Raw genomic sequence first — 9499 nt, 5'->3', positions numbered from 1 at the left:
AGTACGAACGCGTGCGAAGTCAGGAGGGGTTGTGCCGGACAAACTCAAGATGAACTACAACCTGCTCAACGACGCCAAGAAGGATCTCGAGGAGCTGGCCGGCAACATCAAGCCGACGCTGAACGACAGCCTGTTCAGCACGCTGGCCGGTCAGGACAGCTCGAGCATCCTCGGCAGCAGCGAGATCGACACCGCGATCACGGCGCTGCACACGAACGCCCAGGGCACGATGACCAAGGCCGAGGACGGCCTGAAGAAGCTGGCCGGTTCGTTCGGCTCGGTCGGCGAGGCGTTCCTCCAGTTCGACGCCGAGATCGCCCAGGGCATGAACGTCACCAACAGCAACCTGGCACTGTCGAACTACTACCGGGACAAGTCGCAGTGGGACTACTACCAGGCCCACAAGAGCGAGTGCGAGAACCTCCCGGCCGGCACCGAGGCACCGGACTTCTGCAGTGCCAAGAACCCCGGTGACCACCCGCCGCTGGATCAGACCATCCAGACGGACCGCGGCAACATCCAGACGCACCTGACCCTTGACGACAAGGGGAACGTGATCAAGGAAGAGACCACGGTCACCTACGACGGCAAGACCTACCACTCGGTGACGACGTACAGCGACGACAAGCACACGATGATCACCGACAGCGACTACCCCGACGGTTCGAAGGTCCACGACGAGACCAGGATCAACTCCGACGGGAGCAGCACGTCGACCGCGACCAGCACGGACGCCGACGGCAAGAAGGACGTCACCGTCACCGATCTGAAGGGTGACGGCAGCGGCACCAAGAAGGTCACCGACAACGACGGCGAAGTGACCGAGTACACCCGCGGTGCGGACAACGACGACGGTACGTCGGCCGACTGGGTCGAGGTCCCGAAGCCTGAGGACGATTACTACTACTACCCGTACGGCGTCTAGCCCACGGACTGCACGCCCACCCCCGAAAGGACCACCAGCAATGGCGTACGACGGCATCAACCTCGACTACGGCAAGATCGTCGATGTCACCAACCTGATGAAGAACGCGCACGACCAGATCGTCCCGCTGGTGGAGAACCTGCGGACCCGGGTGAACACCCTCGTCGACGACGGCATGGTGTTCAAGCAGTCCAGCGAGGTCATCCGCAACACCTACAACAACTTCGACACCAGCCTGAAGGCCGCGGTCAAGGGCATCGAGGACTTCCGCGAGATGTTCAACAGCATCAAGAAGAACGCCGAAGACTTCGACCAGGGCATCAGCAACAGCCTCAACCAGGCCAAGTAGTCCACAGCAGGGGCCCCAGGCAACAAGCCTGGGGCCCTTTGCTGTCCCTACTGCGGCCGCAGAACTGTCAGGGGTACCTGGACGGTGATGGGTTGGGAGGCGGGGCCGGTGGTCCAGGCTCGGCCGAGGCGGGGGGTGGCTCGGGTGATGTTGGAGCCGATGCGGACGCCGATGAGTTCGCCGTCGCTCATCGAACGGGCCTCGAGGAGGAGGCCGCGGCGGGCCCGGCGGGCGGCCGAGGACCAGCCGCTGAGGCCGGACTGGAAGCCGTCGGTGGTGGCGGCGAAGATCAGGCCGACGCCTTGGTCGCGGCCCGAGACCACGATGTCCTTCAGGATCTTGTCCGCGGCCGCTGTCATCAGCAGGTCTGCGTCGTCGATCACGACGACCTTCGGACCGGGCAGCCCGTCCAGCGTGGCCCGCAGGACGTCCTCGGCCGGATCGGACTGACTCATCAGCGCGACCTGCGGGTGCCGTTGCAGCATCCGCAGCGGCGACTCGCGCGGTGTGATGACGACCAGCGACGTCCCCGCGGCGAGCAGGGAAACCGCCAGACACGACAGCGCATTACTGCGCCCCGACCCCGGTGACCCCAGGACGGCGTACGACGAACTGACGCCGCCGAGGTCGACGCCGATCGCACCGCCTTCGTCGCCGCCGAGGCCGACCAGGCCCCATTGCGGACGCCGGTCCGCCGCAGCGACCCGTTCGTACGCCTCGGCGAACTCGACCGAGGTCGGCAGCTCCGCGATCGTGAACGGCCGCCGCGCCTCCGAGACCTTGAAGTCGCGCTTCTTCGCCTCGGCCGCAATAGCGCGGATCGCCTCGACCTGAGCCGAACCGCCACCCTCAGCCAGTACGGCGACCTGTGTCTCGGTGCCGGTCAACACATGCCAACCTCGCCCCGGCGCAACCATCGCCGGTACCTTCGCCAGCCGCAGACCCGCCGCCTGGTAGTCGGTCCGGTCCGCCTGCCGGAGCAGAAGCTTGTGGTCGTTGTGCGACGAGAGCCGCCCACCGAGCAGCGACCGCTCCGACGTAGCGATCAGGTGGATCCCCAGACCACCACCTTCGCGGAGCAGACGCAGTACCTCACCGAAGAGGTTGCCGCTGTCGTGGTCGTCCAGCATCGTCGACAGCGCATCCCAGCCGTCGATCAGCACCATGATGTGCGCCGGCCGCTTGGCCTTCGGCAACGCCTTGCGCAGCTCGTTCAGCCCGGTCGCGTTGTGCTGCCCGGCCAGCTCCTGCCGCTCGGTCAGCTCCTGGTTCAGCCTGCGCAGCAACCGGGTCAGCCGCTCCATGTCGTGCCGAGACACGACCGCTCCACAATGCGGCAGCGTCTCGAGCGGCGCCAACGCCCCGCCAGCCGCATCGATGCCATAGATGTGCACATCCGCAACGCTCAGACTCTTGGCCGCCGAAGCCGCCATCGTCCGCAGCACCTGCGTACGCCCGGACCGCGGCGCGCCGATCACATACAGATGCCCGAAGCTGTCGAAGTCGATCCCCGCGACCCGCTGCTGCTGCAGCGCCGGAATGTCCTCCAACGCATACGGCACGAACATCTCGGTCTCGCTGGTATCCGGCAGATCTTCCAGCAGCAACTGCGCCCCCAACGCAGGCTGCCACGGCTTCGGCTGTACGACGAAGTCCGGCAGCTCGGCCGCCGCCTCGCGCAACGCCTCGACCAGCACATGCAGGTCGGTCAGCGGAACAGTCAGAGCGGCCTCCTCGACCTCCGCCTCGGCCGCACGCTCGATCGGCCGGCCAAGGGACTCCCACGGCAGCTCAGTCACCGTCACACCGGCCGGATCGACCGGCCCGCTCGGCTCGACGTCTTCCTTGCGCTCCGCACCGACCCACGCCGTCTGGAACAGATCTGCAAGTCGCGGACCACGCCGAATCAGCGCCCGCCCCGGGATCCCGGTACTGATCGAGGCCGCCTCGTTCACATCGACGACGTCCTGGCTCTCGGACTGATCGGTGACGCGAAGCGCGATCCGCAGGTTGGTGTTCGCCCGGATGTCACCGGTGACCACACCAGCCGGTCGCTGGGTGGCCAGGATCAGGTGGATCCCGAGCGATCGGCCGCGCTGGGCGAGGCTGATCAGACCGGGAACGAAATCGGGGATCTCGGCAACCATCGCGGCGAACTCGTCGATCACCAGCAGCAGCCGCGGCAACCGCGCGATCGACGGATCGGCAGCACGCTTCAGCTGGTAGTCGACCAGATCCTTGGCATCGGCCGCGGCCAGGATCCGCTCCCGGCGGCGCAGCTCGGCGTCCAGCGACACCAGCACGCGCTCGACGAGATGTGAGTCGAGGTCGGTGACCATGCCCAGCGTGTGCGGCAGTCCGGCGCATTCCTTGAAGGCACTACCGCCCTTGTAGTCGACCAGGACGAACGTCAGCTCGTCCGGCCGGTTCGCGACCGCGAGGGACGCGACCATCGTCTGCAACAACTCGGACTTGCCGGATCCCGTCGTACCGGCGATCAGGCCGTGCGGCCCATCGGCGACCAGGTCGACCGAGAAGCGGCCGTCGAAGTCGGTGCCCAGGACGAACGACGTACTGGCCGGGCGACGGCGCCAGCGCTCGACGATCGGCGCGGCCGACGGTGGTTCCAGCTCGAGCTCGTCGAGCAGCTTGACCAGCTTCGGCAGCCCGGCGTCGTGGTCGGGGCTGATGTCGCGCACCGGCGCGAGCGCCCGCGCGATCTGCTCGCACCACTGCGGTGTGACCAGGTCGGCGCGGACATCCTCCTGGTCGGGGATACCCGGCCGGCGGATCGTCAGCGTCTCCTCCTCGGCCGCGATCACCGCGCCGCACTCCTCAGGCAGCAGACGCTCGTCACGGTCCAGGCAGACCGAGTACACGCCGACCGCCGGTCCCTCGGTCAGCACCTGGATGAACCCCGGTACGTCACGCAGCCGGCGCGAGCCGTCCGCGATCACCACGACCTCGGTCTCCGGCAGCCGGTTCTGCGCCGACTGTCCTTCGGCCGCGATCCGGCGGTGCCGGCCCTGCACCTGCGCGACCAGCTCGCTGATCCGCGCGTAGGTGGTGGACTCGTCGTTAGCGATCAGGATCGCCGCCGAGTCCGCCTTGTCCGGCCGCAGCTGGGGCAGCCAGCGCACCCAGTTCCACTCGTCGATGGTCTCTTCGTCAGCCAGTACGACGATGCGCAGCGCCTGCGGCGAGTGCAGCACGGCGGCCTGAATCGCGAGCCACCGGGAAACCCCACGGATGGTCGGTGCGGGACCGGCAATGCCCAGTACGCCGTGCTGGCGCATCGGCAGCGCGATCGGTGCGTCCGGGATGGTCCAGCGGATCGTCCGGTGGTTCTCCTCGCGGCCCTGGTCGTCGACCTCTTTCAGCGAGGCCTGGTCGGCCGTGCCGAGCCGGAGCAGCAGATAGTCGGGATCAGTACGGCGACGCTCCCACAACCGGCTGCCCGGGCGGGTCGCCAGCTGCGCGATCCGGACCGGGTCGGGCGCGGTCAGGTTGCGGATCAACCGCTCCCGCGTGACCGCGGCCTCGATCTCCTGCTCGAGGGCGGCCATCCGGGCGAAGTAGCGCTGCCGGGCCTCGATGTGATCAGCGCGGTTGGTCTTCCGGGCGCTGAAGAAGTTCATCCCCATCATCATTGGGCTGAGCATCGTGAAGACGAGGAAGTAGTAGGAGTTGAACAGGCCGACCATGACGAGGCCGAGCACGACCGGAGCCATCACGACCGGCCACGGGAACGGCCGCTTCTGCGGCGGCGCCGGGGGCGTTGGCAGCCGGATCTTCTCGTCGTCCAGGTGCGGCGCGAGTCGCGGCGGCCGGTTGTAGTCCAAGGTGAAGCCGTCGTCGGCGAGCCGCACAGCAGCCTGCGGCTCAAGCGCACCGCTGCACCGAAGCAGCACCGTCCCGGCCGCGAGGTCCTCGTCCGGCTGCCACTCCCGCACCTCGCCGACCGCGGCGTGACCGGGATCGACCACCCGCTGCGACTTGGCCGGATCGCCCGCATGCTCTTCGTCCTCGACCCGGATCGCCGTGGTCGCGGCATCGTCCTCCGGCGGCCCGATCTGCCGGCTGGCCACTTCACCGGTCAGATCGTCGGTGCGATGCCAGAACGCTTCACCGGCCGGTCCGACGGTCACCCACAGACCACCCTGCGGTACGTCGTTCCCGTCCAGCTGAATCGTGCAGAGCGGATCCGAACCGATTTCGTGGCTGCCCGGTCCGACCCGCCAGACCCGACCCGCCTCCGGGCCGGAGACGGCGTGCAGCTCGACCACGACCGGCGCCGGGCCGGTCGGTCGTCCCTGCAGCAGATCCGGTACGTCGATCGGCCCGCCCAGCCCGAGCACACCACCGGTCCGAACCCCGGAACCAGCCAGGTCGGCCGTGGGATCGAGCAGCCTGCGGCCGAGGAAGAGCGGCGTACCGGGTTTGCCGAGTCCTTCGGCCAGACCGGCGACCGACAGGCCGCGCGGGACGCGGACGATCCGGTCGGAACGCTCACCCGAGCGGGCTTCGACGGTGGTGAGGTTCAGCTCCATGAAGCAGCCTTCCGAGAGGGCTCGCCAGCGGTGGCTGAGACTCCGATCGGACCCTCCGGCAGGCTCAGGTCATCGAGATCGTCGAGCGGCTCGTTCGCGAGCGCGGCGGTCTCGGTCCCGAAGTCGTGCGGTGGCAGCCGGCGGATCGAGCGCGCAACCGCCATTGCCAACGGCAACGGATCGATCCGGAGCCAGTCGGCCGCGCCGTGCAGCCGCAGGGTCTGGTCGGGTAGCGCCTCGACCAATCGGCAGCTACCGCGTGCCGGTCCGAGGCTGAGCAACCGGCGACCGGCCGGAAGCGGCACCTGCAGCGGTTCGGCACCGACCACGAACCAGGCGCCGAGTCGGGTCAACGCGTCTGCGAGCGGCAGTCCGTCGTGGCGCGAATGGATGCCCTCGGCAACTTCGATCGCCCCGACCGGCAGCCGGACGTCGAGCTGGGCAGCGATCGCCTGGACGACCGAGCGGGCGATCCGGTCCACGCCGTACACGGCCAGCGTGCGTGGTCCGGACAGGACATCGATCATCAGCACGGTGGTACCGCCGCTGTCGGTGCCGAGGCAGACCAGCAGCGGTGTCTCGGTCGGGCGGGCGGTCGGCTCGGGCAGGCTGTCCCGGTCGATCCACCACAACCGCGGGTCCTGCTCGTCATGCTGCCACGGCGCAGGCAGGTCGACATCCGCCTCGGGACCTGCCACCAGTACGCCGACTCGCTTGCGGGTGAGTGCGACGGCGTACGGCGCAGTCCCGGGGACAAGGTTGGCCGCGGCAACGATCACCTGCTCGGCAGCGGTCCAGGCAGCCTGGTCCCGCAGTACCTGGGTCAGCAGGCGAAGCCGGCGGCGGTAGCGACGGCGAGCCGCGATCGGCTCGGTGAACGCGTGAACGGTGCGACGGGTCTCCCGCTTGATCCAGCGTCCTAGCCGCTTCCAGCCACCCAGCTTCCGGACCAGCAGGTTGACCAGGATGATGACGAGCAGCGCCACACCGACGTACCCGAGGAAGGCGCGCACACCGCTGCTACCGAACCCTGTCATGCAGCAGCACCGGCCCAATCTCCGCGGCTGAGCTCGGCGCGAATCTGCCGAACAGCGTTGTGGGCCCTTGATTTCACCGTCCCGAGCGGGACGCCGAGCACAGCCGCGACCTCTTCGCCGGGGTGCCCGAGCAGGTGGATCCGGGCCACGACCTCGCGGTGCGCAGGAGACAACCGGCGCAGCACCTCGACCAGCATGCGGCGGTCGATCACCTGCTCCGCCTCGTCGGGCCGGCGGTCGGTCTCGAAGTCCGGCGCGTCCAGACCGACCGGTACGGCGCGGCCGTCGCGGCGATGCAGGTCGACGACGAGGTTGTGGGCGACCCGGAACAACCACATCCGGACCGGGCGGTCATGCCAGTCGATCCGCTCGGCCAGCTGCCAGGCCCGCAACAGGGTCTCCTGGACGACGTCCTCGACCGCATGACTGTCACGGCCCAGGATGCTCGTCACGTACCTGCGCAGGCTGTCTCGTTCGGCCAGACACAGGTCGATGACGATGGTCCGGCGCGCGCACTCGTCGATGATGGATCTCCCTCGTGGCGGCTCGGTGGAGGACCCCCAGATCAGTCGCCAAAGTAGACTGAGAACGCTCTCATGGCAACAACTCTGTGTGAACAGATCGCAACAAAGCGGTCTCATGCGACGACCGGTCGGTTCTGCGCGGTGACCGGCATCACAAACCCGCCGTCGTTTGACGGCAGGGCGGTAGGCGGGTGATCCTGTGCCCGAAAACCCTTGCAGGCATGAGCTCTGCCGCTCATATGAGCGGACCGCCCTACCGTCCCAGAGCACCAGGAGCTGACGTGAGGTCACCTCGAACCCGCGGCAAGCCGGCGAAACCCTCGTCGTCACGCTTCGCGGACACCTTCGCCCAGCGGCCCGATCTGCCGCGGGTGAGCCGGATGCCGGACCGGCGCGCCTGGTCCGCCACCCTGCTGGTGACCGGATTCGTCGCCGGGATCGCGTTCGCCGTGCCGGCGCTGATGCACTCGGGCGGTGGAAATTCACCTGTGTACGCAGCCGACGTGCCAGTGCTTGACCAGCGCACCACGCCGACCGGTGCAGTCCCGGCTCCGGGCAAGTCCATCACCACGGTACTCAAGCCGGGCGTGACCGTAACGTTGCCACCGGCAACAGTGACGGTCCCGGGCAAGAACACCACGATGGTCGTCACCGTCCCGGGAAAGAACCTGACCGCGACCGTGACGCTGCCGCCGAACGTCACCACCGCCACCACCACGGCGACCGCGACCACGACGGCTACCAAAACCACCAACACGACCACGACGGTCAAGGTCCCGGACGGTGACAAGACCGCTGAGGGCAGCAAACCCGATTCGCCGCAAGCGATGGCGCTGAAGAGCGACGACTCCCAGCGCTGTATCGACATCAAGGACGCCGGCGACGGCGACGGCCGCGACGGCACGCCGCTCATTGCCTGGGAGTGCACCGGAAACGCCAACCAGAGCTGGAGATTCCAGCCCGACGGCACGATCCGCTCGCTGGGTCTGTGCATGGACGTGGCGAATGCCCAGAGCACCGACGGCACTCGGATTCAGGTCGCCAACTGCAACGGTGGGTGGGCGCAGAAGTTCCAGCTCAACGACAAGCGCGAGCTGGTCAACCCGACCACCCACAAGTGCGTCACCGCCGAGTCCGGCGACAAGGGCGCCGGCCTCGTCCTCCGCTCCTGCACCGGCGCCCCGGTGCAGAAGTGGCACAAGCCTTAGAACGCGTAGGGGAACGGCGACCAGTCGGCGGGGCGCTTTTCCAGGAAGGAATCGCGGCCTTCGGCGGCCTCGTCGGTGCCGTAGGCCAGTCGCGTTGCTTCGCCGGCGAAGATCTGCTGCCCGACCAGGCCGTCGTCGATCATGTTGAAGGCGTACTTGAGCATCCGCTGCGCAGTCGGTGACTTCGCGCAGATCTTTTTGCCCCACTCAAGAGCGACCGCCTCGAGCTCGGCGTGCGGCACGACCTTGTTCACCATGCCCATCCGGTACGCGTCCTCGGCGGAGTACTCGTCACCGAGGAAGAAGATCTCCCGGGCGAACTTCTGCCCCACCTGCCGCGCCAGGTACGCCGATCCGAACCCGCCGTCGAACGACGCCACATCCGCGTCGGTCTGCTTGAACCGCGCGTGCTCGGCCGAGGCCAGCGTCAGATCCGCGACGACGTGCAGGCTGTGCCCACCACCGGCGGCCCAGCCCGGGACCACGCAGATCACGACCTTCGACATGAACCGGATCAACCGCTGTACTTCGAGGATGTGCAGCCGCCCGGCCTTGGCCGGGTCGATGCTCTCCGCGGTCGTCCCCTCGGCGTACTTGTAACCGTCCTTGCCCCGGATCCGCTGGTCGCCACCGGAGCAGAACGCCCAGCCGCCGTCCCGCGGCGACGGGCCGTTGCCGGTGAGCAGCACGCAGCCGACGTCGGACGACATCCGTGCGTGGTCGAGCACCCGGTACAACTCGTCGACGGTGTGCGGACGGAACGCGTTGCGCACCTCGGGCCGGTTGAACGCGATCCGGACGACGCCTGCGTCGACCGCGCGGTGATAGGTGATGTCGGTCAGCTCGAAGCCGTCGACCTGCTTCCAGGCGGACGGGTCGAAGATCTCGGAAACGGTCACATCGGCG

General features: G+C 68.1%; 7 protein-coding genes. 3 read left to right on the top strand and 4 right to left on the bottom strand.

Annotated elements, in window-relative coordinates; genetic code table 11:
* Window positions 1-31: 31 nt before the first annotated feature.
* On the top strand, window positions 32-925 hold the full coding sequence (locus tag ACFCV3_RS06235) for a hypothetical protein (protein ID WP_376026633.1): 894 nt from the start codon (window positions 32-34) through the stop codon (window positions 923-925).
* A gap of 40 nt (window positions 926-965) precedes the next feature.
* On the top strand, window positions 966-1274 hold the full coding sequence (locus tag ACFCV3_RS06230; protein WP_132409322.1) for a hypothetical protein: 309 nt from the start codon (window positions 966-968) through the stop codon (window positions 1272-1274).
* A gap of 47 nt (window positions 1275-1321) precedes the next feature.
* Here the strand turns inward: ACFCV3_RS06230 and ACFCV3_RS06225 are convergent, their stop codons facing one another.
* From ACFCV3_RS06225 to ACFCV3_RS06215, 3 genes are read right to left on the bottom strand one after another with little or no spacing between them, the layout of a single operon-like run.
* Window positions 1322-5824, bottom strand: a complete 4503-nt coding sequence (locus ACFCV3_RS06225) for an FtsK/SpoIIIE domain-containing protein (RefSeq protein WP_376026630.1) — start codon at window positions 5822-5824, stop codon at window positions 1322-1324.
* Window positions 5815-6861 carry a hypothetical protein gene (locus tag ACFCV3_RS06220; protein ID WP_376026628.1) on the bottom strand — a complete coding sequence of 349 codons (1047 nt, stop codon included), beginning with the start codon at window positions 6859-6861 and terminating at the stop codon, window positions 5815-5817. Before ACFCV3_RS06220 ends, ACFCV3_RS06225 begins: the two co-directional genes overlap by 10 nt.
* The gene (locus tag ACFCV3_RS06215) at window positions 6858-7502 is read right to left on the bottom strand and encodes a sigma-70 family RNA polymerase sigma factor (RefSeq protein WP_376026626.1); all 645 of its coding nucleotides are present in this window, start codon (window positions 7500-7502) and stop codon (window positions 6858-6860) included. Before ACFCV3_RS06215 ends, ACFCV3_RS06220 begins: the two co-directional genes overlap by 4 nt.
* A 164-nt stretch (window positions 7503-7666) precedes the next feature.
* Here ACFCV3_RS06215 and ACFCV3_RS06210 point away from each other — a divergent pair, with 164 nt between their 5' ends.
* Entirely contained in the window at window positions 7667-8593 is a 927-nt protein-coding gene (locus ACFCV3_RS06210; RefSeq protein ID WP_376026624.1) for a ricin-type beta-trefoil lectin domain protein, read from the top strand.
* Here ACFCV3_RS06210 and ACFCV3_RS06205 read toward each other — a convergent pair.
* Window positions 8590-9492: a 1,4-dihydroxy-2-naphthoyl-CoA synthase gene (locus ACFCV3_RS06205; protein WP_376026622.1), complete on the bottom strand. Its 903-nt coding sequence runs from the start codon at window positions 9490-9492 to the stop codon at window positions 8590-8592. The genes ACFCV3_RS06210 and ACFCV3_RS06205 overlap by 4 nt on opposite strands.
* Window positions 9493-9499: the final 7 nt, after the last annotated feature.

Origin of the sequence: Kribbella sp. NPDC056345 (assembly GCF_042262745.1) — a bacterium.
In the GTDB taxonomy this organism is placed as follows: domain Bacteria; phylum Actinomycetota; class Actinomycetes; order Propionibacteriales; family Kribbellaceae; genus Kribbella.
Note: the sequence above shows the minus strand (reverse complement) of the source record. Positions and strands in the feature narration are given on the sequence as shown.

Bases quoted from the DNA above. Each gene is read 5' to 3' on its own strand.
- ACFCV3_RS06215 (WP_376026626.1), bottom strand. From the start codon at position 7,502: ATGAGACCGCTTTGTTGCGATCTGTTCACACAGAGTTGTTGCCATGAG.
- ACFCV3_RS06225 (WP_376026630.1), bottom strand. From the start codon at position 5,824: ATGGAGCTGAACCTCACCACCGTCGAAGCCCGCTCGGGTGAGCGTTCC.
- ACFCV3_RS06230 (WP_132409322.1), top strand. From the start codon at position 966: ATGGCGTACGACGGCATCAACCTCGACTACGGCAAGATCGTCGATGTC.
- ACFCV3_RS06220 (WP_376026628.1), bottom strand. From the start codon at position 6,861: ATGACAGGGTTCGGTAGCAGCGGTGTGCGCGCCTTCCTCGGGTACGTC.